This window comes from Pseudarthrobacter sp. L19 (genome assembly GCF_050859435.1).
Lineage (GTDB): Bacteria > Actinomycetota > Actinomycetes > Actinomycetales > Micrococcaceae > Arthrobacter.
The window spans coordinates 1,884,281-1,907,836 of the sequence record NZ_CP193935.1; the positions used below are offsets into that span (position 1 = coordinate 1,884,281).

A 23,556-nucleotide genomic window follows, 5' to 3' on the forward strand; every position below is an offset into this window, starting at 1 on the left:
GGGCCATGACATTGGGGAAATCAATAACTAAAGCCGTCATTCCTGCTGCCGGAATGGGAACCCGCTTCCTGCCCGCCACCAAGGCAATGCCGAAGGAAATGCTGCCGGTGGTAGACCGGCCCGCCATCCAGTACGTGGTGGAAGAGGCCGCCCGGGCCGGCCTGGATGACATCTTGATGATCACGGGCCGCAGCAAGCGCGCGCTGGAGGACCACTTCGACCGGGAACCCGGACTGGAACGTGCGTTGGAACTCAAGGGCGACACCGAGCGCCTGGCCGCCATCCACGAGGCCTCCGAGCTGGGACCCATCCACTACGTCCGCCAAGGCGAGGCGAAGGGCTTGGGGCACGCTGTCCTGTGCGCCAGCCAGCACGTGGGTGACGATCCGTTCGCCGTCCTGCTGGGCGACGACCTGATCGATGAAGCGGAGGACCTGCTGACCACCATGATGGAGGTGCAGCAGAAGACCGGCGGCTCAGTGATCGCCCTGATTGAGGTGGATCCTGCCCAGATCAGCGCCTACGGCTGCGCTGACGTCAGTGCCATCGACGGGGAGGACTTCGTCCGCGTCAAGAGCCTGGTGGAGAAGCCCTCCGTCAGCGAGGCGCCGTCCAACCTGGCCGTGATCGGCCGGTACGTGCTCCACCCGTCGGTATTCGGCGTGCTGGAGACCACGGAGCCCGGCCGCGGCGGAGAGATCCAGCTGACGGACGCCCTGCAGACGCTGGCCGCTGGGGAGGGCGAGGGCTCCGGCGTCTACGGCGTGGTCTTCAAGGGCCGCCGGTACGACACCGGAGACAAGCTCAGCTACCTCAAGGCCGTGATCACCATGGCCTCTGAGCGGGTGGAGTTCGGCGAGGAACTGAAGGTCTGGATGAAGGCGTTCGTCAGCTAAGGCCTGCGAACGGTGCGCCGGCCCACCCGTCCCAGAAGGCGGGGGAGGGCCGGCGCGAGCTTCCGGGCCGCCACTGCGCCCAGGAGTGCCCCTGCGGTGTTGGTCAGCACGTCGGTGAGGCTGGCGAACCGGTGAGGCAGGAAAAGATATTGGCCGGCCTCAATGCACCCGGAGATGAGCATGCCGGCGGCGGTGATGCGCCACCAGGGCAGCCGTGGGAGCGTCAGTTGGCCGAGGAGGCCGGCGGGGATGAAGAGGACCACGTTGGCGGCCATCTCCACGAAGCTGTAGTTGACCCAGCGGGGGACGCCGTGGGCGTGTAGCCAGCGCAGGGTGATGGCGAGCTGCCCCTGGACGGGCGCGTCCACCGGACTGGGCCAGAACGCGATGAGCGCCAGCAAGCCGAAGTAGGCGCCCAAGGCGTAGGCCCAGACCCTTTTATCGGGCACGGTCTCCGCTGCCTTCAGGAGGTGCCCGTCAGCGCCAGATAGGCCACTCCGGTGGACACGATCGCCAGGACGGCCAACGCGGCGTACGGAAGGATCTGGGGTGGCAACGGTAGCCGGGGAATTCTGGGCCGCCGGATCACCGGGAGGTGCGGCCTCCGCGGCAGCGGGATGCCCAGCACGGTGCGTCGTTTCCGCCAATGTCTCCCCATGGGATTGATTATGTCGTATCGGCGCGCACGCCGGGCGCTAGGCCTGGTCGGACCGTGCCTGCCGGCGTACCCGCACCACAGAGGTGGCGCCCACCAGAAGCGCACCCCGCCGACGGCGGACCAGAGCAGTACGCCCGTTGCGGTAGCGGGGTCATTGAAGCCGGACAGCACGGGAGCGACGGCGCTCCGACTTCCCACGGTGCCGACGTTGATGGTGCGGTCGCCCCCGGCCACCGCGGAGTTACCACGCGGATCGGTGCTTTCGGCCGTATCCACGGCCATGGCGGGCAGTGCGCCCAGAAGAGTATAGGTTCCGGCCAGAGCGATGGCGGCCAGCGTGCGTTTCATATCGGTAGTTCCCCCGGGGCCATAGCCTCTGTCCGGCCCGGAGAAAACTTAGCATGCACAGGAGTGTCATAGCAAAGAAAATGCTATTTTTGTGAAACCCTCCGCGGTCCCGGCGTGGCGTCAGGGCCGGCCGAGTCCGCGGTAGGTCCATCCGGCGGCGCGCCACTTGGTGGCATCCAGGACGTTTCGGCCATCCAGGATGCGCCGGGAGCCTGTGAGAGCCGCGGCATTGTGGGGGTCCAGATCCCGGTATTCGCGCCACTCGGTCAGCAACAGGACGGCATCTGCGCGCCCCAACGCGGTGTCCAGGTCCTCCTCGTAGCTGAGCTCCGGGAAGCGCCTGGCAGCGTTCTCCAGGGCCTTGGGATCGGTGACCGTTACTACGGCACCCTGCAGCTGCAGCTGCGCCGCGATGCTGAGGGCGGGGGAGTCCCGGACGTCGTCACTTTCAGGCTTGAAGGCTGCCCCCAGGACGGTGATGCGGCGCCCCATCAGGCTGCCGTCACACAACTCGCGGGTCAGTTCCACCACTCTGGTGCGGCGCCGCATGTTGATGGCGTCCACTTCGCGCAAAAAGGTCAGCGCCTGGTCCGCGCCCAGCTCACCGGCCCTGGCCATGAACGCCCGGATGTCCTTGGGGAGGCAGCCTCCGCCGAAGCCGATGCCGGCGTTGAGGAACTTCCGGCCAATCCGGTCGTCCATACCGATGGCGTCGGCCAACCGGCTGACGTCGGCGCCAGTGGCCTCGCACACCTCTGCCATGGCATTGATGAAGGAGATTTTGGTGGCCAGGAAAGAATTCGCGGCGGCCTTTACCAACTCGGCGGTGGGGTGGTCGGTGACCAGCCGCGGGGTGCCGAGCTCCAGCGAGGCGGCGTAGACCTCGTCCAGAACGGCGACGGCGGGGTGCTCCTCGGAGCCGTCCGGCACCCCGTAGACGAACCGGTCCGGGCGGAGGGTATCTGCCACGGCGTGGCCCTCACGGAGGAATTCCGGGTTCCATACCAGGTCCACACGGTCGGCCACACTCGCAATCAGGTCGGCAAGCCGCGCGGCGGTGCCGACCGGGACAGTCGACTTTCCCACCACCAAGTTGCCCGGTCGCAGAATTGGCAGGAGAGCCGTTACAGCGGCGTCAACGTAGCGCATGTCCGCCCCGTTTTCACCCTTTTTCTGGGGGTGCCAACGCAAACAAAGTGCACGTCGCTGCCGGCGGCGGCCGCCATGTCCGTGGTGAAACTCAGCCGCCCGGTCTCTTGGACTTCCTGCAGCAGTCCGTCGAGCTCGGGCTCGAAGAACGGAGCGGTGCCGGCGGCGAGCTCTGCCACCTTCCGCTCGTCGACGTCGATGCCCACCACCTCGTGGCCAAGCTTCGCCATGCAGGCAGCGTGGACCGCGCCCAGGTAGCCGCAACCAATGACGGAAATTCGCATTCTCAAGTTCCTTCCCCCGAAGGGCCGTAAGTAGAAAAATTTAGCTTTAGTACGCGCCGGTGCTGCGGAAGACAGCACGAAAGGTGCGTAGCAGGATGATGAGGTCGCCGGCCAGGGACCAGTTTTCCACGTAGTAAAGATCCAGACGGACGGAGTCCTGCCAGGAGAGGTTCGAGCGGCCGCTGACCTGCCAGAGGCCGGTCAGTCCGGGCTTTACGAGCAGCCGGCGCCGCACGTGCTGTTCGTAGGCTTCGACTTCCTGAGGCAGGGGCGGCCGCGGCCCCACCAGGCTCATGGAGCCGTCCAGCACGTTGATCAGCTGGGGGAGTTCATCGATGCTGAGTTTGCGGAGGACCCGGCCCACCCTGGTGACCCGCGGGTCGTTCTTCATTTTGAAGAGCACGCCGTTGCCCTGGCTGCGGTGGGCCAGCTCGGCTAACCGCTCCTCGGCGTCCACGGCCATGGACCGGAACTTGAACATCCGGAACTGCGAACCTTCCACCCCCACGCGCTCCTGAACAAAGAAGATCGGGCCGCGGCTGTCCAGCTTGATGATGAGGGCCACCACCGCCAGCACCGGCGAGAGGATGAGGAGAAGGCAGGCAGAGGCCGCCACGTCGAAGAGCCTCTTCACCACGCGCTGCCCACCGTCCAGTGTGGGTGTAGTGACGTGGATCAAGGGAAGACCTGCTACCTGTTGGGTATGGATCCGCGGCCCGGCGATGTCCGTCAACGCCGGTGCCATGATCAGGCCAATGTTGCGCGCTGCCAGTTCCCAGCCCAGGTGGCGGAGCAGCTGTGGATGCAGCTGCACACCCGCAGACAGGGCAACTGCATCGGCGTTGCACAACTCGATGGCTTCGAGGATGGCTGCCGTGTCCGGTCGGTGGCCCAGGATGGGGAGCCCGGACTCAGGCTCGATGCGTGGGCCCAAGAGCGGTTCTCCGGATTCGCCATCCCTGGCGGTCCGTTCCCAGGCACCCGGCGTATAGGCAGCCACCGGGAGGTAGCCGGCGTGCCTGCCCCGTTCCAACGATGCCGCTAGGTGAGCCACGGCCGCCTCCCCGCCGATGAGCAGGAGCCGGGACATACTGCCACCCCTTTGCCGGTCCACGTTCAGGTGTTGCCGCATGAACCAGCGCGCCGCCAGCAGCCCCAAGAGCCCTACGGGTAGGGCGATGGCGACATAGCCGCGGGCAAAGTCTGCCCTGAGGAGATAGGACATGATGGCCAGCATGCCGAAGAGCCACAGCGATGCGGCGGCAACGCGTTTGTACTCTTCGGGCCCTGCGCCGAGGATCCGACTATGCCGGCTATTCCAAGCTCCCAAGGCCAGCCACCACGCGACGGCAAGCGCAATGGACCACCACAGATACACGGGCTGCTGGGGAGGCGTTAGGAGGTCCGGGTCAACGCCGAATCTCAGGAAGTAGGCCCCGGTGACGGCCCAGCCGACAACGGAGGCGTCAAGCAGCCGCAGGGTGCGCGATGCCTTGGAGCGCCAGTCCGCATTTGCACTCACTAAGATTTCCCCCCATTGACGTTCGTGCCAGAGCTAATTTGTCCCGAAAAACTCCAGCCAGAGCGATCTCCGAAATTACTCCCGAATGGACGAGATGTTATCCCGATACCATTCAACAGTGCTCCGGATGCCGTCTTTCAGGCCGATGGTCGCCGTCCACCCCGCATCAGCCAGCTTAGAGACATCCAACAGCTTGCGCGGCGTTCCGTCAGGCTTTGACTCGTCCCAGTGCATCTCGCCCCGGTATCCAACTGCAGCAGCCACCATCTCGGCGAGCTCCTTGATGGTGACGTCCGAGCCGGTCCCGACGTTGACCTGATCGGGACCGTCATAGTGCTCCATCAGGTGGAGACAGGCTGCGGCCATGTCATCCACATGCAGGAATTCCCGAAGGGGTGACCCTGTGCCCCAGTTTGTGACGACCTCTGCACCGGACCGTGCGGCCTCGTCATAGCGACGGATCAAAGCCGGCAGGACGTGTGAACCCTCCGGCGAGAAATTGTCGCCAGGCCCGTAGAGATTCGTGGGCATCGCGGAAATCCAGGGCAGACCGTGCTGCCTTCGGATCGCCTGGACGTGCATGATGCCGGCGATTTTGGCGATAGCGTAGGCATCATTCGTCGGCTCAAGGTGTCCCGTTAGCAGCGAATCCTCTCGGATGGGCTGTTCAGCAAATTTCGGGTAAATGCAGGACGAGCCGAGGAATAACAGCCGCTCCACGCCGTGCTCTACGGCCGCGTCCAGGACGTTGACCTGGATACGGAGGTTGTCGCTGAGGAAGTCCACGGGGTAAGTGTTGTTGGCCAGGATGCCGCCCACCTTCGCCGCCGCCAGCACCACGTAACGCGGTTTGGTTTCCGCGAAGAAGGCAAAGACAGCTTCGCGGTCCTTGAGATCGAGCTCCGCAGAGCTGCGGCCGACGAGATTGGTAAAGCCTTCGGAATCCAACTTTCGCCAGATCGCTGACCCCACCAGTCCGCGGTGCCCGGCTACGTAGAACGTTGAGGCCCGGTCCAGCTCTGTGGGTACGAAAGTGGGTTCAGTGGTCACTGGTTCTTCCAGCTGTCGAGCGAAACGGTATCGATCCAGGGCCGTCCGGCGTGCTTCAAGGCTTCGATGTCGGCGTCCACCATGATCCGCGCCAGTTCGGGCGTGTGGACGGAAGCTTTCCATCCGAGCTTTTCCTGCGCCTTGGAGGCGTCGCCCACCAGGGCGTCCACTTCCGTGGGACGGAGGTAGCGTTCGTCGAAGCGAACGTGGTCTTCCCAGTTGAGGCCAGCGTGCTCGAACGAGATCTGCAGAAAGTCACGAACCGTGTAATTTCCGCCGGTGGCCAAGACAAAGTCGTCGGGTTCGTCGGCCTGCAGCATGCGCCACATCCCTTCGACGTACTCGGCTGCGTAACCCCAGTCCCGCACAGCGTCGAGGTTGCCCATGTAGAGAAGGTCCTGCTGGCCGGCCTTGATGGCGGCAACGGCACGGGTGATCTTACGGGTTACGAATGTCTCACCACGGCGGGGTGACTCGTGGTTAAAGAGGATGCCGTTCACTGCAAACATTCCGTACGCTTCACGGTAATTTTTGGTGATCCAGTAGCTGTAGACCTTCGCTGCGCCGTAGGGGGAGCGGGGGTAGAACGGAGTCTCCTCATTCTGCGGCGGAGGGGTCGCTCCGAACATCTCCGAGGACGATGCCTGGTAGAACTTGGTCTCGATGCCGGACATGCGCACCGCCTCCAGTAAGCGGATGGTCCCGACGCCTGTCGTATCGGCGGTGTGCTCGGGTTCGTCGAAAGATACACGCACATGGGACTGAGCCGCGAGGTTGTACACCTCATCTGGCCTGATCTCCGCTAGGAGAGTGACCAGACGTGCGCCATCGCTGAGATCTCCATAGTGAAGAAACAGCCGTGCCTCTGGATTGTGCGGGTCGACATATAGGTGGTCAACCCGGGACGTGTTGAAAGTGGACGCTCGTCGAATCAGACCATGGACTTGATAGCCTTTCGACAAGAGCAGCTCCGCAAGATAGGAGCCATCCTGACCCGTTATGCCTGTGATAAGTGCAGTTTTCTTCATACTTCCATCCCCCTATTGCTTATGATGCAGCGCACATTGGAAAACATGCACAGATGCTTCCCCGTGATGAGTCCGACCTCGGAATGTTTGGGTGCAGACTTGGCGCTAACCATTCTACAAGACCTCGACATAGGCCGACTAACGTCGCCAGATTAGCGGCGAAGCGGATATATCAGTCAAGCGGGCAATCTGCTCTGGCAAGGCTTGCCAGGCGCCGAAGGGGACGGCTGAAGCGGCCTCGTCTACTTGTAAACCAAGCTCAAGAGTTGTGCTGATTTCGTTTGACTCTCTCTCGAACGCAAAGACTCGTTGGCAGTGTGCTGATAGCCAAGCCGCAGCCAATCCTAGCGTGCCTTGCGACAAGCACAATTCTCGAAAACTGGCCAAAAGACGAAAGTCCTCACTCAGAGAGGATGAGCTAATCTCAAGACGTATCCCCTCAAGTTTGCAGAACGCCTTAATCGGTTCTACGTAGGGATGGCTTAGTTCTTGACAAACTAGATGAACTCCACCTCCAATGCGTCGGTTCGACTTTTGAATAGATTCGAGGAAGAAACTCAAGGGCGGCGGCATATAAGAAGGATGAGGATTGGGTTCAAATGCGTCTCCTGCACGGAGATGTATTCCGAGTTTCTCGACTGGTTCAGTCGCCTGCAAATCGATAGCGAGCGGTCTAAGATTCCTGAGGACTCGTGCACGCTGGAGATTCTGAATATCAACGCCAAGCTTCTCGTAATAGAAAAAATCACCCACAAGAATCGGCCTGACCTGATCCGCAGTCCCATGTTCTAGGAGTCGAACATCACCAACTTGGCCTGGCATGAAGAAAGAATCTGCAGGAAGTCTCACTGAAGGAACTTGGTGTAGTTCAGCAAAACGGACGGCATTGACTACCTGACGGAGATGATTACCTAAGTTATATCGACGATGAATTCTAAATTCCCGGAAATGGGGCGCAGGAAAGACAGAGTTTGACAGCAAAAATTCGCGTCCGGCATTAATATTCGCCCTGATGCCCACGGAGTAGGGCCAACTTACACCCAGGCTCCCCGCTTCTGACGGGTAAAGTGGCCTTAAGAACGACACCATTAATAGCGCTCCATTATCAGGGAAGGATTCGATCGCAACTTCATGACGAGGACGCCTGCGAGTACAAAAAGGGTCAAAGTGGATGCGAAGACCGGACCAGGTGGTCCCCACAGAATCGTGAAGAGAATAGACAATGTTATGTTGACGATCGCAAGAGCCGCAGCAGCCCGTGCTCGAAATCGGGCACCTCCGACGCCTGCAAAGAGAGCCATAAGCGGAGCGGTGGAGGCGCTAGCTGTGGCAAAAACCGCAAGTGCTGCATATAAAGTAAACGGGCTGGCTATTTTGTGCTGAGACAGGACGCCCTCAAGCCAAGGACCTACGGCAACGCTCGTCGCAGAAAGGATCAACGATGCGACGGTTATAACGAACGTCAAGCGGGTCACCTTCTTAATAAGATAGGAATAATTCCTCTCGGTCCGCCAAGAGCTGACGCGGGCGGTTATGAGCGGACTAAGCGCAAGAGAGAGCAACATGGCTAGCGTCATTACGCGACTCGCCAGCCCAAATTCCCCGGCCGCCGTTGCGCCAGCTACGACACCGACAATTGCCGCGTCGAAGGCGTAATTGAGAGAGTTTGCCCACGTCCAGACCGTCATGTTTAGAACTGGTTTGATTTCCTTGACTCGTCGGGCCTGGGAAAACAGGTAAAAATCTTTTCGAACCCTAACGTCTTTACTTCTCAGTATCCTCTGGGCTACTACAAGATAGCAGAGGTAAGGTAAAGCCAGTCCTAGACCTGTCACGGCAGAAGCGACCACAAGGCTTTTGCTGAGTGCTAAGGCTGCCAAAAGAAGTGGCAATCCTATAAGAGTGGTTGATGTTTGAAGAAGATGTACCTGAGCAGTTTTACCTGTTGCTTCCAGCAGGCCTTTCGCGGGTCCACCTAAAAGACTGGTCGAAGAAAAGGCCAGGCAGCAAAACGCTGCCACCCACGGATTATCTAAATCGGGCGAGTAACATGCTGCAATGATCGCCAGAATTACGAATAATAGGAAAATAGCCACCGATAGAGATCTTGCCAAATTCAACAACCGGTTATACCGTCCGTAATTAGGCGTGGCCCTTTCCGCGACCATAACTCTACTTGTCTGAGCTAGACCGTCGGCAACTGCGATAACGATGACGCAGAGCCCGCTGAAAGCCACGATACTTCCGTAGCCGGAGACGGCAACCGCCGAAACCAATAGAGGTATGCGAGCAAATGCTCCTGCAGCAAGGACTCCCTGGGAAGTCCCATAGGCGGCTAGTGTGTGCCCCCACGGGCTTCTAACAACCTTACGGAAAGTCGTCGTGGCGGTCACCATTTCCAGTGTCCTACGAGGGCATTGGCGACTGAAACTAGGCCAGTCCCGTATCGCTTCGCCGTTCGCTTACGATCCGTTGTCAGGCGCCACAGCCATTCGAGGTGGATTACTTGGAATAGAATCGGCGCTCTGTGCTCAATTCCGGCCAAGAGCCTGAGCCAACCGCCGCAAGTTATTACTAAAGGAACGTCAATCTCTGTCTGGTACTCGGCAAGCCAGTGTGCCTCTAATGGCATTCCGAGACCCAGTATGAGGATATCCAGATCCAGCCGGTTCAGCCGCTCGATGGGTTCAGTGAAGGTAGGCCAATATCCGTGCGTTGAGTAAACAACATTGACTTGTGTCTCCCTATTTAGGGCCTCGGCTGCCCCCTTCGAAACGTCCTCCGTCCCGCCAATGATGGCAACCCTGACGGGCCTGCCAAGGGTTCTAGCAGCGCGTCTGAATACTGCCGGAGCAAAGTCAGTTGTCGCCATCTTGTGCAATCGCACACCTGGGGTGAGAGCTGAGATCAGTGACAACGAGATGCCGTCGACCATGGCGATGTCCGAACGGTTGAATGCTCTTCGGAAGGGCTCGTCGGCGGCGGAGTTCACTGCGGTTATGTGCCCAGCGACTACCGTTCGGGGGGACCCTTTCGGAGCACATATGTATTTGGTGGCTCGATCGACAAGTTCTTCCGGAGCTTGTGCGTCTATCTGAAGACCAGCGATGCTTCGACGTCGGCGAATGTCGACCGCGCTGAATGCAACTTCGCTACTACGCAATGCAACTGCAGCCCGTCGCATTGACGTTCTTAACCCGAACTCCGATCTAAGGAGGCACCCAGCGAACGAACGAATCAACGAGGAAACAGGCAGAATATCCCGGTGATGTACCAAAAGCGCCAGATTTCCGAAGCGACGACTCGACGGCTGCGAACGGTAGGGATGGAGCATTGACATGTCCCCCCAGTAACAGATTTTGACGCCGTGTCGGTATGCACGCAAGACAAAATCAACGTCCTCAGCCGCGGCGAGTTGAGTTCCCACCCCGAAGCTTTCGTCAAACCCCTGAAGCCAGCGGAGTTCCGATGCTCGGATGAAGATTCCAGCCGAGGAAGTAATTTGAAGGAGCTCCTTCGGGCCGAGAGTTGAAAGAACTCGTGGCCATCGTGACCTATTGATCTCCTCAACTGAGGGGGCATAGGGAGTGATTGCTAATTGTGCCTGAGAAGTGGAGAAGCGCCCCTTTAGGACCGAACCGAAACCGGAATCAAAGTAGCAGTCGTCATCCGGAAAACATATGACATCTTCTTCAGAACTATTGTCGGATGATAGAAGCGCATTCAATCCGACGTTTCGGGCGCGCGAAACCCCGCACGGCTCGCAACTCGCTATGATCGTCGTCGTCAGGAGATCTTTTTCCGCAAGCACTGCCCTGCATGCAGCCAGGGCATCCGCACTCTCACTCCGGAGAACTACTACCCACTGATCGACTTCATCGCCCCCAGTAGTTAGGAGGCGCAAAAAGTCTGCTCCTGTTGTCTCTTCTTCGTCTACCGTTACTACCGCGACTAGTCTCAAGATGCGTGCTTTTCTGTGATGTTTGAATCTTCGTCAAAGAAATTTTTTTCTTCCGGCCTGCACAAACTACTACTCACAAGTGCGAGTGACCAGAGTGCTGGACTCTTCAGGTCATAGGTCCATACTGGTTCGGTGAGGGAAACGATTGCGACTGCTACGGAGAAAGCTAATGCCAATCCGCTGATCCATGTAGAAGTCTTTTTTGAGTTGTTGTAGACCACCCGTGTAAGCCATGCCGTAAAAAAGGCAACACCTAAAATACCGCCATTGACAAGCATGTACGGCATGCCGCCATGCTCGTGCGAAATCGCGTAATTGGCGGAAATGCGAATACTATATGCATAGTTCAGAACATCTCTACCAGGTCCGATTATGGGTTGCTCTAACCAAAAGGCGCGCAAGAGTCCATAAATAAAACCCCTTCCAGTGAATGCCAGCGGATCGAGCGGAAGAAAGAACAACAGGGCTGATGTAGAGAAGAGAACTAGGACAGAAATTGCAGAAACTTTCCGAAACTTGGCATCTAGCGAGGATTTTCGAAGCTTCGTAAGCAGCAAGGAAAGAGCCACAATTCCGAGAGCCGCGGCGATCGAGGTTCGACTTCCGGAGAGAGTCACTAGTGAAACCAGCAGCAGAGTTCCAAATATCCTCAAAGGCCCACTCAGCCCAAATAAGACTGGAATGATGCTCAATATCATAAAAATTGCTAGAACATTTTCCTGAGGGAAAAATGATGTTAGCAGACTATTCAATGGGGAACATTTGTCGGGCCGACAAGGAATTAGAGCTCGTTCCGGATTCGCTATGGCGAAAATCACCGTTGCTCCGGCCACGACGATGGCTAGCTTTCCTATTACGGCAACGTCTTGGCGTCTGACCCCGGCGACGGATACCGCTGCAAGTACAATCGCCACTCCAATCGAGTTGAAAGCTTCGGAACCGCTACTGCGGACTAAGTAACAGGCCGCCACAGAAAGGGGGTAGGACCGTGAGCGCCGGTACTGCAAGCAGCCTTCTCTCGTTGAGCAGATCCTTGGATATTACGAAAAGTGCCAGCCCCACGCATACATATGCCAAGGTGCTGGTAAACGTCGAGGAATAGTTTGATGTGGATGACCAAGTAAGATAGCCCTCGAAGTCTCTTGTCTTAACAGATCCATCAACGGTTGCACTAATTAGAGCGCCGAGGGGCGGCGCAATGTAGAGCAAAGGAATGACCGCTCGCTCGTAGCTGCCGAAACGCTGCATTACAATTCTTTATAGTCTGTAAAGAGTCCAGTTACCTGGGCAGGGACGGCATGCTTAGATCTTCCGACAGACTGCCATGAAAGCTTCTTCAGGGTACCCAGAGGATCAATGGCGACTGACCACGCCATCTCGGCTGAGGCATGAAGTGGTTTCCGTTCACTTATCAGTGCCCCGGCCCGCCTGTAATGCTGGCCGGCCCTATAATTGCGAGGAACCTTTCCCTGAGCGAGAGGCTGTTCTACATCACGCCTGTAGTCAGGTGGAGTGCCATTGCTAACGGCGTCACGGATAGCCTTTGCGGCCAGCCCTTGTTCCAAGTAGGAGTTGTCCGAACTTGAGCCCGGCTGCAAGACATAGCCCACCAAAGGAGCGGCCCGAGGAATCACAAGCTCGGATTTGACTGATATCCGGTTGAGCCACTCGAAATCTTGAGCGCGTCTGAATTCTTCGTTGAACATTCCCGCAGACTCAAGAACCCCTCTACCAACCATGACACTTGAGAGGGGGACGGGCATTGCGCGCCCTTCTTTCAGGGCCTTGCTCGCATCCCCGGAGCTCGCGTACCGGATGTTGTCTCCTAGGACGCGTCCTGAAGCTGAAAGGTAGTGCATGAACGTACCAGAAAAAGTGCTGTCTCGCCCGGTAGCGACCGCCATTTGGCTACCCACTTTATCCGGGTACCAGAGATCGTCTGCGTCTAGAAATGAGATGTAATCTGCTTTGGAAGCCAAAATTCCGACATTACGTGCCGCACCGCTGCCTGGTTTTTGCATTCGATTACCCTAAGATTTAGGTCACGTCCCGCTTGCTGCGCCTCTTTTACAGTGTTGTCTGTGCAGCCGTTATCGATTACGAGAATTTCCTGAGGCCGGGTTTCTTGCATGGCTACCGACTTGATTGCCCGTCCTATGGTCGATTGCGCATTCTTAGCTGGGATTACTACAGCAATCGGGGCGTTGGCACCACTCATATTCCAACCCTTCATCTATTATCAGTGAGCATGAAACGGCTCCGCTGGATTGCTTCAATAAGGGAGCGGCGATTTCAGTCCGAATCTTCTCATATTAAACCCGCCGGTCTAAAAATCTACAGCGAACTTACTATGAGCTTATTGATTTCCCGCCATGCCCGGCACTCGAGTGCTCAACAAAGGCGGCGCCAATGGCTTAGTTGGTTTTGCCCGTCAGAGTTTCATCAAAGTGAAACTCGGATCCCCAGCGCTCGGCACCTGATGTCGCGGAAATGGCTTCAGCTTCGAATTTGGCGCGGTTGAACCGCTTCGCTGGACTTTTGACGTCGGCGCTATACGAGTAGTAGCCGCCTCCGTAAGAGTCTGGCCCCTTAGCGGGCAAACGGTTCAAAACTGCTCCGAGGATATTGGCTCCCACCAATTTGAGAGCCGCCATGGATTTGGACAACTCTTGCGTCCGGGTCTTTGAGGCGTCGACCACCATTACGATACCGCCAACGTGCTGGGCTAAGACAGCCGCGTCCGTAACCGGAAGCAGCGGCGGAGCGTCCAAAATCACGGTGTCAAAAGTCGCTTCCAGGCGTTCAAGGAGCTCGGCCATTTCCCGTGATCCTAGAAGCTCACTCGGATTCGGAGGTATCTGTCCTGATGTGAGGACGTAGAGTTCATCTCCGCCCCAAGGCTGAAGGAGATCGTTGACGTCGGCGACTCCTGTCAGGGCCGTGGTGAGACCGGCGTTATGGTCAAGCCTCAGGTAATCATGCACCATGGGACGCCGTAGATCTGCGTCCACCAGGCAGACACTTTGTCCAGCCTGCGCGAGAGCAATGGCCAAATTGATTGACGTCGAACTTTTGCCCTCACCTGGCATAGATGATGTAACTAATACGATTCTAGCCTTACCGTCCACATTAGCGAACTGAAGGTTAGTCCTGAGTTGCCGAAATGACTCAGCGCGGGGGCTTTGAGAAGGACTCTGAGTTAGAAGTGGGTTCTTCGCCGCATCCGCATCGAAGGATATTCCACCTAGCAGCGGCGTCTGCGCCACCCTCTGAAGATCTGCTTCGCCGCGGATTCTGGTATCAAGAGTTGTTCTCAGGATAGCTGTCGAAAAGCCTGCTACAAGCCCTATCAAAAGGCCCAACGCTATATTCATCTTGGTGTTGGGAGCCGAGGGCTGATCTGGGGCTGTAGCCGGCGTGACGACAGAAAGGCTTACCGGCGACGAGCCCCCTTAGTCGGCTGCTCAAGCTGGTCGACGGCTTTTATGAGACTATCAGCTACCGCCCGAGCAGTTTCGGCGGCTCCGCTGGGAGAGGAATCTGAGACCGAGATATTAATCAAAACGGTATTTAAGTCGGTTGTACTCTTTAACTCTTTTGCTGAGCTCTGACGGAGTGGTGTCAAGCCGCATCTGGTCGATCACCGGCTGCAGAACTATTGGCGTGTTGACCGTCTTAACGTACGACTGGACCCGCGCCTGGCTGAAAGTGTTCCCCTGCTGAAGCTCTTGGACTGAACCCGAACCTTGTATGGCTACGAAAAGTTGAGTTTCGGCGGTGTATGTAGGCTTAGAAAGCAAACTCGCGGCACCGCCGATTAGCAAACCTAAACAAGTTATGGACGCTATCAGCACCCAATTGCGTCGAAAAATTCGCAAATACTGAAGCAGGTCCAAACCGAGATCCCCTAATCTTTTCGGTGGGCCCGAGATTATGGGCATGTCCAACCGCTAGTGATGACTGAGTCATTCCTAGCGTACCTTGGCTGGCGATGAGCCGACACTGCGCCACTAGCGGGCTGATCGAGATTCTCCGCCTCGACCGCGGCTGTCGAGAAGCTTGCCTGCGAGCCGTTCTAGCGCGTGTCCAGGTCCTCGAAGACCAGGAACGTCTGGGTGTCCAGCACCCCCGGCATGGACTGCAGCTGGTCGAAGATCACCCGGCGCAGATCCACGTTGTCCACGGCCCGCACCAGCAGGATGACGTCGAAGTCCCCGCCAACCAACGCGATGTGGTGCACCTCCGGGATGGCCCGCAGCAGCTCGCGGAGCTCCCGCCAGGAGTGCTGCCGCACCTTGAGCGTCACGTAGGCCGAGGACTTCAAGCCGGCCTTGATGGGGTCCACCAGGGCCGTGAACTTTGTCAGCACGCCCTCGCCGGTCAGGCGGGAGATGCGCGAATAGGCGTGGGCGCGGGAAATGTGCACGTTTTCCGCCACCTGGGTCACGGACATGCGCCCGTCCCGGGTCAACTCGGCGATGATGCTCCGGTCCACCTCATCCAGCGGCACCGCCTGCTCCGATTCGGTTCCTGCCATTTGTCTTCAACTCCCGCCGGTAACCCAGCTCACACTTACGATTTGTCTTCAAGAGTAAGCCGTTTGGGATGAAGTCTCCACGATTTCCCCCGGGTGTGGATACGAAAGCGTCCGCGGAAGCATACTTGGTGCGAATAGTGGCTACAGAAGGACGGACCAATGACGATCTCCGCGGACTCCGCTGCACAGGAATCCGAGACCCGGCAGGGCAGCGCCGCCAGCGAGGCGGTACGCAAGTTCGGGATCACGGTCGAGGATTACATGCTGCCCGCCCGGCACCCGATCCAGATGGTGAGCCCGGACGGGACGCCCAACGCGCACACCGAACAGGGCGCCCAGCCCGGCCACGAATACGGACTCCCCGGCGACGCGGAACTGCTCGCCGCCTACGAAGAGCTCGTCGTCGGCCGCCGGGTCAACGACCAGAACTCCGCCCTGGTCCGGCAGGGCCGAATGGCCGTCTACCCGTCCAGCCACGGCCAGGAAGCCTGCCAGGTGGCCGCCGCCCTCTGCCTCGCCGACGGCGACTGGATCTTCCCCACCTACCGCGACTCCGTGGCCGTGATGGCCCGCGGCGTGGACCCCGTCCAGACCATGACGCTGTTCCGCGGCGACTGGCACGGCGGCTACGATCCAGCCAGGCACAAGGTCGGGATCCAGTGCACCCCGCTGACCACCCAGCTGCTGCACGCCGTCGGCGTCGCCCACGCGGCCAAGCTGCGCGGCGAGGACACCGTGGTCCTCGCCATGTGCGGCGACGGCGCCACCAGCGAGGGGGACTTCCACGAGGCCCTGAACTTCGCCGCCGTCTTCCACCTCCCGGTGATCTTCTTCGTCCAGAACAACCAGTACGCCATCTCCGTGCCGCTGGCACACCAGTCTGTGGCGCCGTCGCTCGCGCACAAGGCCGTGGGCTACGGCATGGCCGGCGAACGCGTGGACGGCAACGACCTGGTGGCGCTGCTCGCCGTGCTGGGCCGGGCCGTGAAGCTGGCCCGCGAAGGCTCCGGCCCGCTGCTGGTGGAGGCCCACACGTACCGCATGCAGGCCCACACCAACGCCGACGACGCCACCCGCTACCGCCAGGACAGCGAGGTGGCCGAATGGCTGGCCAAGGACCCGCTCACCCGGATGCGGACCTACCTGACGGAGCGCGAACTGCTTGACCACGCCGGCGCCGCCCGGATCGCCGACCGCGCCGAGGCGGTCGCCGCCCAGCTCCGCGAGGGCCTGGGCGAGGACGTCCCGGTGAACCCGCAGGACCTCTTCTCCTACGTCTTCTCCAGCCCCACCCCGCAACTGAAGGAACAGTCCGCGCAGCTCGCCGACGAGCTGGTCCGCGACGCCGCAGCAACCTCCGAGGAGTCCGCACGATGAGCCCCACCGTCACCACCTCCTCCGCGGCCAACGGCAACGTCAGCGCAGCCACGGCCCGAGCCGCCGCCAAGGCGGCCGTCGAAGCCGAGCAGACCGGTCCCCAGCCCCTCACCCTGGCCAAGGCCCTCAACACCGCGATGGCCGACGCCATGCGCGCCGACGACTCCGTCCTGGTCTTCGGCGAAGACGTCGGCATGCTCGGCGGCGTCTTCCGCATCACCGACGGGCTGACGGCAACCTTCGGGCAGAACCGCTGCTTCGACACTCCGCTGGCCGAATCCGGGATCGTCGGCATGGCCGTCGGCATGGCGATGAACGGCATGCGTCCCGTGATCGAGATGCAGTTCGACGCCTTCGCCTACCCGGCCTTCGAACAGATCGTCAGCCACGTCGCCAAGATGCACAACCGCACCAAGGGCGCCCTGAAGCTGCCCATGGTCATCCGGGTGCCCTACGCCGGCGGCATCGGGGGAGTGGAGCACCACTGCGACTCCTCCGAGGCCTACTACGCCCACACCGCGGGCCTCAAGGTCTACACCCCCGCCACGGTGGCCGACGGCTACCGGATGCTCCGCGAGGCCATCGACTCCGACGACCCGGTCATGTTCATGGAGCCCAAGAAGCTCTACTGGTCCAAGGACCAGGTGGACCTGGGCGCGCTCCGGGCCGAACACGACGCCAACGCCGCACGGGGCACCTCCTCCGAGGGCAGCGCCGCCGTCGCCCGCCCCGGCACCGACGCCACCCTGATCGCGTACGGCCCCTCGGTCCCCACAGCGCTCGCCGCCGCCGCGGCCGCCGCCGAGGAGGGCCGCTCCCTCGAGGTGATCGACGTCCGCTCGATCGTCCCGTTCGACGACGAAACCGTCGCCGCGTCCGTCCGCAAGACCGGCCGCGCCGTCGTCATCGCCGAGGCCCACGGCTTCGCCTCCGTCGCCTCCGAGATCGTGGCCCGGGTCCAGGAACGCTGCTTCCACCACCTCGCCGCCCCGATCCGGCGCGTTACCGGCTTCGACGTGCCCTACCCGGCGCCCAAACTCGAGCACTACTACCTGCCCGGCGTGGACCGCATCCTCGACGCCGTCGACGACCTCCAGTGGGAAGACTGACCATGAGCGAACCGAAAGTATTTCTCCTGCCCGACCTCGGCGAAGGCCTCACCGAAGCCGAACTGGTCAACTGGCTGGTCGCCGTCGGTGACGAAATCCGCGTCGACCAACCCATCGCCGAGGTGGAGACCGCCAAGTCCATGGTCGAGGTCCCCTCGCCGTACGCCGGCACCGTCGCCGTGCTGCACGGCGAGCCCGGCCAGACGCTCGACGTCGGGAAGCCGCTGATTTCCGTGACTCCAGTGGGTGCTGCGGAGTCTACTTCTGCGTCGCCATCGGCTGGGGGTGCCCCAGCTGCGGCACCGTCCTCGCCGGCGGCTGAAGCGGCTGAGACTTACCGCGAGGAGGAGAAGGCCGGGTCTGGGAACGTGCTCATTGGGTACGGGACTCCGGGCGGGCATGGGGTGGCCCGGCGGACGCGGGCTCCTAAGCGGGCCTCCGGGGCCGATGCCGGGGCCGTCCAGGTGTCGGAGGCCGAGAAGGCCGCCGATGAGCTGATCCTCATGCGGACCCGGGTGCCGGGGAAGCTGGGGGCAGTGATTTCCCCGCTGGTGCGGCGGATGGCCCGGGACCATGGGGTTGATTTGGGGGGACTCCAAGGTTCCGGGACCAGCGGGATGATCATGCGGCGCGACGTCGAGGCGGCCATCAAGCCTGAGCCGGCCGCCTCGCAGGCCGTGACCGCACCGCAGCCTGCAGCGGCCTCCGCACCGGAACCTTCCTCCGCCGGCGGCACCGATTCGCGGACCGGGCTCGGCATCACCGGCCGGACCCCGGTGCGCGGCGTGCGCAAGGCCGTCGCCGCGAACATGAGCCGCAGCCGCTCGGAAATCCCCGAGGCCACCGTCTGGGTGGATGTGGACGCCACCGCGCTGGTCGAGCTGCGCGCCGGCCTCAAGAAGTCCGACCCGCATCACACCCCGGGCCTGCTCGCCTTCATCGCCCGGTTTGTCACCGCCGGCCTCAGGAAATACCCGGAGCTGAACACCCGGATCGTCACCACTGGCGACGCCGACGGCGGAACCGGCCAGGAGATCGTGGCGTTCGACGGCGTCAACCTCGGGTTCGCCGCGCAGACGGACCGCGGCCTGATGGTCCCGTCCGTCCGGAACGCCGACAAGCTCAGCGCCCGCGAACTGGACGCCGAGATCCGCCGGCTCACCGCCGTCGTTCGCGAGGGCAAGGCCACCCCCGCGGAACTGGGCAGAGGCACCTTCACGCTGAACAACTACGGCGTCTTCGGCGTGGACGGCTCCGCCGCGATCATCAACCACCCCGAGGTGGGCATCCTCGGGGTCGGCCGGATCATCGACAAGCCGTGGGTGGTCAACGGGGAGCTCGCGGTCCGCAAGGTCACCGAGCTCACGCTCACCTTCGACCACCGCGTCTGCGACGGCGGCACCGCCGGCGGTTTCCTGCGCTACGTCGCCGATGCGATCGAGAACCCGGGGTCCGTGCTGGCGGATCTCTGATGCGAGGGTAAGTAGCCACTGCGAGGAAAGCGAGTAATCGCTACTGTTTTTCCCCTTCTGTCCACCGGTCAAGCTGAGTGGACGGGGCGAAGGTTTCCCTCCGATCCCGACGGTATTGGGACCGAACTGGGGAGAGCAGATGCACTCTGGCTATAACACCCATCTTCGTGAGATGCAGCGGATCTCGCGGCAGCGTGCCTGGCGGCAGGTACAGCTTATCGGCCTGGCCATGCTGGCGAGTGCCACCTTTTTGGTCGTATATCTCGCCCTAGCCCACGCGAACTAGACCCCATCCGTCGGCCCGCGGATTGCATCCCTCGGCTTCCAGAGTGTGTCCGGGCGGCGCGGCTACAATCGAGACCTGAACATCGAACCAACCATGCCGGCGGAGGGCCGGGATACGGAGATTTCATGTCACGATGGCTTGAAGCAGGCCCGGGCAACTACGTGTTGACCACCGAAGGATCCAAGCTCAACACGGGCTTAGTGGTGGGTTCCGAGCGGGCCATGGTGATTGACACCGGGGGAGGGCCGCGGCAGGGCCGCGAGATCCTCGACGCCGTCCGGCAAAAGACCCAGCTGCCGCTGGTGGTGGTCAACACCCACGCCCACTACGACCACTTTTACGGCAACGCGGTGTTCGCCAACGACGGCGTCACGGAGTTCTGGGCACACGAGAACTGCGCAGCCGAGATCGAGGATAACGGGGACGCCCAGCGCCCCCTGGTGGCCAAAGACGAGCCTGACATGGCGGCCGGACAGGGCGAAGCCGTGGAACTGGTGGTTCCGAACGCGATCGTCAAGGACCAACCCGTCCTGGTGGACCTGGGCGGCGTCTCCGTCACCCTCTTTTACCTGGGCCGCGGCCACACCGACGGGGACCTCCTGGTGGGCACAGGCAGCACGCTCTACGCCGGCGACCTCGTGGAGCAGGGCGCGCACCCCTCCTTCGAAGACTCCTACCCGGAGGAATGGGCCGACGCCCTCCGGCACCTCTCCGCGCTGCGGCACCGCTACGAATTCCTGATCCCCGGCCACGGCGAACCATGCAGCGACCAGTTCGTCAAAACCATGGCAAACACCATGACCACCGCCGTCCGGCAGGCCACCCAGGCAACCCGGGAAGCGCCAAACGACGCCACCAAGGCCATCCCCATCCTCCCTTACGGTCCGGAGCAGTCCCGCTGGTTCATCAACCGCCTGCAGGAGACCCGCGCCCACCACTAGGCGCTTGAGGGCTGGTCCGCGGCGGACCCTTAGAGAACGCCGTTGGCCGGGCCCGTGTGATTGGACAGGGCCGAAGGCCCTGAGTACCCTCGGTACGGGTCCGGCAAGGGTTTCCCGCCGCCGTTCCCACCCTGGCTCGCCCGCAGAATGGGGATTCACCGGCGGCCACCATTCGCAGCGCACTTTCCGCAGGTCTCATCTCCCCCCACGGTGACTCCGTCAATGCTGAAAAGCGCCGCGGCCCCCTGAGCAAACTGGAGTCACTCGCGCATGCCGTACATCGATATCAATCCGCACCGCACCAAGGCCCGCTGGAAGGCCTACGTCCTGCTGGGAATCCTGGCCGTCGCGGCCGGCGTCGTCGTCTGGATGGCCCTGTCCCGCTAAATGCGCCCTTTCGCGCCCGGCGACAGCGTTAGGCGCAGGCAGCCCCGAAAGAAATAAACGCATGACTTGCCTTTTTTGCGGTCCGTGCACTAGGGTCAACCGCATGGGGATGAGTAGCGGGAACTTTTATTCACACGACGCCAAGCGCGAATTCCGGCGTCGGCGCCTCCAAGTCCTTGCCTACGCCGGGCTGGGGGCCCTCGCGGTGATCACCCTTGTGGTGGTCCTCATGGCGCTGCAGCGCTGATCACCACGACAAAACGGCATGTCAGGGCGCTTTTTGGCGCGCCCGCGACGCGGTAACGCCTAGACTGGCTGTTTGGATCTATTCAGACGAGCGTTGCAGCGTTCCGCGCTGTGAAGCCAAGGGGAACAAACATGCCCGAACCGGCACACCAGGACGCGGCCGCCGCGGATGCAGACCTGCCCGAACTTCCGCGCCGCCGCGACCGGCGGCGGGACGGTTCAGACTGGACCGGAACCATCCCCGTGATCGAGGCCAACAACGGCTCCGACGATGCCCCGCCCCGCCCCGCCCCCGTGCGCAGCAGTTCCTGGGCCCAGGCTGCCGAAGCGGCCGACGAACGATTCGGCAACCCCGCGACCGGTACCACCCCGGTCATCCAGCAGGCCCCCAGCAGCGAGGTCCCGGCGGCCCGGCAGGAGACCCCAGAGCAGCCCGCCGCCAGGCCCACCGCGCCACGCCAGCCGGACGGCCCGCCGTCGTCGTCCGTGAGCGACGCCGGCACCGAACCCACCCGCGGAGCCGTGCCCCCGCAGCCTTCCCGCGCCACCCGCTCCGGTCTCCGGGCGGCCTCGGACTCGCCCGCCCCGGACTTCATCAGCTCCCCGGGACTGTTCGTCCGCGAACAGAAGCCCCGGCCTGTCGGCGGCCTGCGCGGTGCGCTCTACAAGCTCACCGGTGGCAGCTTGAACCTGGGCCCCAGCGCCAAGCAGCGCGAGGAGGACGAGCTGGCCCGTCGCATCTCCCGCCAGCTGCAGGGAAGCTACAACACCGCAGTGCTGAGCCTCAAGGGCGGCATCGGCAAGACTTCCACCACCGTGGGCGTGGGGCTGACCCTGGCCGAGTACCGGGGCGATCCGCCGTGTGCCATCGATGCCAACCCGGACTCCGGCGATCTGGTGGAGCGTGCACTGGGTGAAGGGATCTACCAGCAGCAGACCCCGCGGACCATCAGCGACCTGCTGCGCAACGTCGACTCGATCGATTCGCTGACCGCCCTGGCCCGCTACATGCACCACGCCGGCCGGTTGCACCTGATCGCCGGCGAGCAGGACCCGGAAGTTTCGGATTCGCTCACCGCCGAGGAATACCTGCGGATCCGCAAGCTGATCTCCGGCTATTACTCCGTGGCCCTCACCGACTGCGGCACCGGGGTCACCCACAACGCCATGAGCGGGATCCTGCAGTCCGCGGATAACCTCATCATCGCCGCCGGCTACGCGGTTTCTGGCGCCAAGCGTGCCCGCAGCACCCTTCACTGGCTGGCTGACCACGGCTACGAGGACCTGGCGCGCAACGCCGTCGTGGTCATCACGGACAAGGACGAGGTGTCCTCCCGCGTGGACAAGGACGCCATCGAGGACCACCTCTCCGGCATCTGCCGGAAGCTGATCGCGGTGCCGCACGACCGCGGCGTGGCCGACGGCGACCTGGTCACCCTGGACGCGCTGCGCCCCGAGACCCGCCGTGCGTACCGGGAGATTGCGGCCGCAATCGTGGACGGGTACGTTTAGCCGCTACATTTAGGCCATGAGCAACTACGTCGGGGACGACGCCACCGCACACCTGCAGGAGCTTGTTGCAGGAACCGAAACCGTCGAGGACTTCCTGGACGGCCTCTCGGAATTCGCCGCGTCGACACTGACACATTTCGCCGGCACCGACATCGAATGCGGCGTCACGCTGCAGCGGCGCCGGAAAACCATGACCGTGGCCGGCTCCAGCAGCACCGCCGTCGCCCTCGACCAGATCGAGCAAAGCCTGGGCGACGGACCCTGCATTGAGGCGCTGCGGACCAAGAAGGTCATCCTGCTGGCCGACGTGGAGACGGACCCGCGCTGGCCGGCGTACCAGAAGCAGCTGGCGGCCCACGGCTGCCGCAGCAGCCTGGGCGTCCCGCTCGAAATCGGCGATGACTCCACCGCCGCTCTGAACTTCTTCGCCCCCGCCACGGGCGTCTTCACCACCGAGGTGGTCTCCGAGGCCGCCGGGTTGGCCGACATTGCCGGTCGGGCGCTGCGGCTGGCCGTCCGGATCGGCACCGCCCAGGGGCGGGCCGAGGACCTGCAGGCCGCCATGGAGCACCGCACCACCATCGACCTGGCCTGCGGCGTGGTGATGGCGCAGAACCGCTGCTCCCAGGACGAGGCGATGCGGATCCTCACCAGCGTTTCCAGCAACCGAAACCAGAAACTGCGCGTGGTCGCCGCGGACATCCTCGGCAGCGTCACCTCCGACGAGGTCCACACCCACTTCGACGGCTAGGGCCCCTCTGCGTGGGTGTGCCCTGGGCCGCCGCTTGGCGCG

Annotated in this window: 20 protein-coding genes and 2 pseudogenes; 8 read left to right on the plus strand and 14 right to left on the minus strand. The window is 61.8% G+C overall.

Features of this window, described 5'->3' with window-relative positions:
• Nucleotides 1–5: 5 nt before the first annotated feature.
• Nucleotides 6–896: a UTP--glucose-1-phosphate uridylyltransferase GalU gene (gene galU / locus ACRQ5B_RS08960; RefSeq protein WP_432393343.1), complete on the plus strand. Its 891-nt coding sequence runs from the start codon at nucleotides 6–8 to the stop codon at nucleotides 894–896.
• Here the strand turns inward: galU and ACRQ5B_RS08965 are convergent.
• From ACRQ5B_RS08965 to ACRQ5B_RS09030, 14 genes and pseudogenes are all read right to left on the minus strand, one after another.
• Nucleotides 893–1,345, minus strand: coding sequence for a VanZ family protein (locus tag ACRQ5B_RS08965; RefSeq protein WP_432393345.1), 453 nt, complete (start codon nucleotides 1,343–1,345; stop codon nucleotides 893–895). The two genes, galU and ACRQ5B_RS08965, sit on opposite strands and share 4 nt — an antisense overlap.
• A 14-nt stretch (nucleotides 1,346–1,359) precedes the next feature.
• Nucleotides 1,360–1,902, minus strand: a complete 543-nt coding sequence (locus tag ACRQ5B_RS08970; protein WP_432393347.1) for a hypothetical protein — start codon at nucleotides 1,900–1,902, stop codon at nucleotides 1,360–1,362.
• A gap of 120 nt (nucleotides 1,903–2,022) precedes the next feature.
• Nucleotides 2,023–3,335 (minus strand): annotated as a pseudogene (locus ACRQ5B_RS08975) (UDP-glucose dehydrogenase family protein).
• Between the two features lie 46 nt (nucleotides 3,336–3,381).
• Nucleotides 3,382–4,857: a sugar transferase gene (locus tag ACRQ5B_RS08980; protein WP_432393348.1), complete on the minus strand. Its 1,476-nt coding sequence runs from the start codon at nucleotides 4,855–4,857 to the stop codon at nucleotides 3,382–3,384.
• Nucleotides 4,858–4,932: 75 nt separating this feature from the next.
• On the minus strand, nucleotides 4,933–5,907 hold the full coding sequence (locus ACRQ5B_RS08985) for a GDP-L-fucose synthase family protein (protein ID WP_432393350.1): 975 nt from the start codon (nucleotides 5,905–5,907) through the stop codon (nucleotides 4,933–4,935).
• Nucleotides 5,904–6,935 carry a GDP-mannose 4,6-dehydratase gene (gene gmd / locus ACRQ5B_RS08990; RefSeq protein ID WP_432393352.1) on the minus strand — a complete coding sequence of 344 codons (1,032 nt, stop codon included), beginning with the start codon at nucleotides 6,933–6,935 and terminating at the stop codon, nucleotides 5,904–5,906. Before gmd ends, ACRQ5B_RS08985 begins: the two co-directional genes overlap by 4 nt.
• Nucleotides 6,936–7,073: 138 nt before the next feature.
• Nucleotides 7,074–7,955, minus strand: coding sequence for a hypothetical protein (locus tag ACRQ5B_RS08995; RefSeq protein WP_432393354.1), 882 nt, complete (start codon nucleotides 7,953–7,955; stop codon nucleotides 7,074–7,076).
• A 68-nt stretch (nucleotides 7,956–8,023) separates the two neighbouring features.
• The gene (locus ACRQ5B_RS09000; RefSeq protein WP_432393355.1) at nucleotides 8,024–9,331 is read right to left on the minus strand and encodes a lipopolysaccharide biosynthesis protein; all 1,308 of its coding nucleotides are present in this window, start codon (nucleotides 9,329–9,331) and stop codon (nucleotides 8,024–8,026) included.
• Nucleotides 9,325–9,927: a WecB/TagA/CpsF family glycosyltransferase gene (locus ACRQ5B_RS09005; protein ID WP_432393357.1), complete on the minus strand. Its 603-nt coding sequence runs from the start codon at nucleotides 9,925–9,927 to the stop codon at nucleotides 9,325–9,327. The genes ACRQ5B_RS09000 and ACRQ5B_RS09005 overlap by 7 nt, the downstream gene beginning before the upstream one ends.
• A 965-nt stretch (nucleotides 9,928–10,892) precedes the next feature.
• Nucleotides 10,893–11,810 (minus strand): hypothetical protein, encoded by a 918-nt coding sequence (locus ACRQ5B_RS09010; RefSeq protein WP_432393358.1) that lies wholly within the window; start codon nucleotides 11,808–11,810, stop codon nucleotides 10,893–10,895.
• A 333-nt stretch (nucleotides 11,811–12,143) separates the two neighbouring features.
• Nucleotides 12,144–13,129: pseudogene (locus tag ACRQ5B_RS09015) on the minus strand (glycosyltransferase family 2 protein).
• A 181-nt stretch (nucleotides 13,130–13,310) separates the two neighbouring features.
• Nucleotides 13,311–14,270 carry a CpsD/CapB family tyrosine-protein kinase gene (locus ACRQ5B_RS09020; RefSeq protein ID WP_432393360.1) on the minus strand — a complete coding sequence of 320 codons (960 nt, stop codon included), beginning with the start codon at nucleotides 14,268–14,270 and terminating at the stop codon, nucleotides 13,311–13,313.
• A 180-nt stretch (nucleotides 14,271–14,450) separates the two neighbouring features.
• Nucleotides 14,451–14,837, minus strand: coding sequence for a YveK family protein (locus ACRQ5B_RS09025; RefSeq protein WP_432393362.1), 387 nt, complete (start codon nucleotides 14,835–14,837; stop codon nucleotides 14,451–14,453).
• Between the two features lie 134 nt (nucleotides 14,838–14,971).
• On the minus strand, nucleotides 14,972–15,433 hold the full coding sequence (locus ACRQ5B_RS09030; RefSeq protein WP_290256073.1) for an Lrp/AsnC family transcriptional regulator: 462 nt from the start codon (nucleotides 15,431–15,433) through the stop codon (nucleotides 14,972–14,974).
• 159 nt (nucleotides 15,434–15,592) lie between these two features.
• Here ACRQ5B_RS09030 and ACRQ5B_RS09035 point away from each other — a divergent pair, with 159 nt between their 5' ends.
• The 7 genes from ACRQ5B_RS09035 (at nucleotide 15,593) to ACRQ5B_RS09065 (ending at nucleotide 23,514) form a co-directional block, all read left to right on the plus strand.
• Nucleotides 15,593–16,810 carry a thiamine pyrophosphate-dependent dehydrogenase E1 component subunit alpha gene (locus tag ACRQ5B_RS09035; protein ID WP_432393364.1) on the plus strand — a complete coding sequence of 406 codons (1,218 nt, stop codon included), beginning with the start codon at nucleotides 15,593–15,595 and terminating at the stop codon, nucleotides 16,808–16,810.
• Nucleotides 16,807–17,919: an alpha-ketoacid dehydrogenase subunit beta gene (locus tag ACRQ5B_RS09040; protein WP_432393366.1), complete on the plus strand. Its 1,113-nt coding sequence runs from the start codon at nucleotides 16,807–16,809 to the stop codon at nucleotides 17,917–17,919. Before ACRQ5B_RS09035 ends, ACRQ5B_RS09040 begins: the two co-directional genes overlap by 4 nt.
• Nucleotides 17,920–17,921: 2 nt before the next feature.
• Nucleotides 17,922–19,391 carry a dihydrolipoamide acetyltransferase family protein gene (locus ACRQ5B_RS09045; RefSeq protein ID WP_432393368.1) on the plus strand — a complete coding sequence of 490 codons (1,470 nt, stop codon included), beginning with the start codon at nucleotides 17,922–17,924 and terminating at the stop codon, nucleotides 19,389–19,391.
• 411 nt (nucleotides 19,392–19,802) lie between these two features.
• On the plus strand, nucleotides 19,803–20,618 hold the full coding sequence (locus tag ACRQ5B_RS09050) for an MBL fold metallo-hydrolase (RefSeq protein WP_432393369.1): 816 nt from the start codon (nucleotides 19,803–19,805) through the stop codon (nucleotides 20,616–20,618).
• A 490-nt stretch (nucleotides 20,619–21,108) separates the two neighbouring features.
• A complete protein-coding gene (locus ACRQ5B_RS09055; protein ID WP_432393371.1) occupies nucleotides 21,109–21,252 on the plus strand; it encodes a hypothetical protein in 144 nt (47 codons plus the stop codon).
• A gap of 131 nt (nucleotides 21,253–21,383) precedes the next feature.
• A complete protein-coding gene (locus tag ACRQ5B_RS09060) occupies nucleotides 21,384–22,763 on the plus strand; it encodes a MinD/ParA family ATP-binding protein (protein WP_432393373.1) in 1,380 nt (459 codons plus the stop codon).
• Between the two features lie 16 nt (nucleotides 22,764–22,779).
• Entirely contained in the window at nucleotides 22,780–23,514 is a 735-nt protein-coding gene (locus ACRQ5B_RS09065; RefSeq protein ID WP_432393375.1) for a GAF and ANTAR domain-containing protein, read from the plus strand.
• Nucleotides 23,515–23,556: the final 42 nt, after the last annotated feature.

Excerpts from the sequence above, each read along its gene's own strand:
- galU (WP_432393343.1), top strand. The coding sequence starts at position 6 with ATGACATTGGGGAAATCAATAACTAAAGCCGTCATTCCTGCTGCCGGA.
- ACRQ5B_RS08970 (WP_432393347.1), bottom strand. The coding sequence starts at position 1,902 with ATGAAACGCACGCTGGCCGCCATCGCTCTGGCCGGAACCTATACTCTT.
- gmd (WP_432393352.1), bottom strand. The coding sequence starts at position 6,935 with ATGAAGAAAACTGCACTTATCACAGGCATAACGGGTCAGGATGGCTCC.
- ACRQ5B_RS09000 (WP_432393355.1), bottom strand. The coding sequence starts at position 9,331 with ATGGTGACCGCCACGACGACTTTCCGTAAGGTTGTTAGAAGCCCGTGG.
- ACRQ5B_RS09020 (WP_432393360.1), bottom strand. The coding sequence starts at position 14,270 with ATGAATATAGCGTTGGGCCTTTTGATAGGGCTTGTAGCAGGCTTTTCG.
- ACRQ5B_RS09025 (WP_432393362.1), bottom strand. The coding sequence starts at position 14,837 with ATGCCCATAATCTCGGGCCCACCGAAAAGATTAGGGGATCTCGGTTTG.
- ACRQ5B_RS09030 (WP_290256073.1), bottom strand. The coding sequence starts at position 15,433 with ATGGCAGGAACCGAATCGGAGCAGGCGGTGCCGCTGGATGAGGTGGAC.
- ACRQ5B_RS09035 (WP_432393364.1), top strand. The coding sequence starts at position 15,593 with ATGACGATCTCCGCGGACTCCGCTGCACAGGAATCCGAGACCCGGCAG.
- ACRQ5B_RS09040 (WP_432393366.1), top strand. The coding sequence starts at position 16,807 with ATGAGCCCCACCGTCACCACCTCCTCCGCGGCCAACGGCAACGTCAGC.
- ACRQ5B_RS09045 (WP_432393368.1), top strand. The coding sequence starts at position 17,922 with ATGAGCGAACCGAAAGTATTTCTCCTGCCCGACCTCGGCGAAGGCCTC.
- ACRQ5B_RS09050 (WP_432393369.1), top strand. The coding sequence starts at position 19,803 with ATGTCACGATGGCTTGAAGCAGGCCCGGGCAACTACGTGTTGACCACC.
- ACRQ5B_RS09055 (WP_432393371.1), top strand. The coding sequence starts at position 21,109 with ATGGGGATGAGTAGCGGGAACTTTTATTCACACGACGCCAAGCGCGAA.
- ACRQ5B_RS09060 (WP_432393373.1), top strand. The coding sequence starts at position 21,384 with ATGCCCGAACCGGCACACCAGGACGCGGCCGCCGCGGATGCAGACCTG.
- ACRQ5B_RS09065 (WP_432393375.1), top strand. The coding sequence starts at position 22,780 with ATGAGCAACTACGTCGGGGACGACGCCACCGCACACCTGCAGGAGCTT.